At 59.1% G+C, this 1,018-nt stretch carries 1 protein-coding gene; it reads left to right on the top strand.

The features are described 5' to 3' along the window. Positions 1-163 precede the first annotated feature (163 nt). Positions 164-1,018, top strand: an 855-nt coding sequence (locus tag H5U08_RS19755; RefSeq protein WP_297037177.1) for a hypothetical protein, incomplete at its 3' end; no start/stop codon positions are given.

The raw sequence follows: 1,018 nt of genomic DNA, 5'->3' as shown, positions 1-1,018 counted from the left end.
CTGAGTTACACTGTCTGCTGGAAGGTGCTGACCAGATCGCAAGTGTGTTGACCTGGAGGCTGAGAAGCACACTCTCGGCTCTTGGATCAAGCCCCCTTCATGACTGGAGAAAGTCGGTAAGGGAACAGGAGCTGTCGGCGTTTTGGGTAACGTGGAGCATCCCGTGGCTCAGGGCTCCTTGTGGTACATCTATCGAACCGCCAATCAGCAGGTCGTCGGTCCGATTTCGGCGGGACAGGTGATTCACTGGTTGCAGAGCGGCGGACTGAGCGGAGCCGACTTCATTGGACCTTCTCCGAACGGACCATGGTCGCCGCTGCGTGACTGGTCGGGGGCTCATGTTGCGTCGGCTCCACCAGCGGGACCGCCAACCCCTGCTTCCGCCTCGACAATTGGCCATCGCCCGGCAAGTCCACTGGCGGCCGATCCGGAGTTTCTCCGCAAACAGCGACAGCGTGCCCGGGAGCGAGCGAAAAAGATCACGTACATTTTGATTGGCAGCATCGGGGTTCTGTTTTTCCTGTTTATTCTCGTTCTGACGCAACCGTTCACGGGGATCTTTGGAAGTAAGTCGAGGGGCAAAACGTCAGCTCAACCACCCAAACTGGAAGACCCGGCGGCTAAACTGGCCAGCACGGCTTCCGCGGATCTTCAGGAGTTGTTAGGTCCCCTGGAGACGAATGGTCATCATTCAGCAGCATCTGGAGCCACTGGGGGCGGTCTCTCGCAAAATCCAGTCGAACGGCTCGCTGAGGCTGCCAGGGCATTTGGGGGAAGTGCAGAAAAGCTTCGGGATGCGCACGACGGCATTGAAGTCCGTGTGCAGGGCCTGGAAATCGCACCGCTTCGGGTCCGCCTGGGAGACAGGTCCCTTCGAACACGATCACCGTATCTTCTCATCCGAATTCGGATAGCCAACCAGACGGGTGATCGGTTTGTCACGTATTCCCCGGCCCATAGCGGTCCGCCCACGGCCACCCTCACCTGGCCCGGGAATGCCGACCTGTTGCATCCATAC

Origin of the sequence: Thermogutta sp., from assembly GCF_014359955.1 — a bacterium.
Lineage (GTDB): Bacteria > Planctomycetota > Planctomycetia > Pirellulales > Thermoguttaceae > Thermogutta.
The sequence above is the reverse complement of the archived record's forward strand: the minus strand, read 5'-3'. Positions and strand labels throughout refer to the sequence as shown.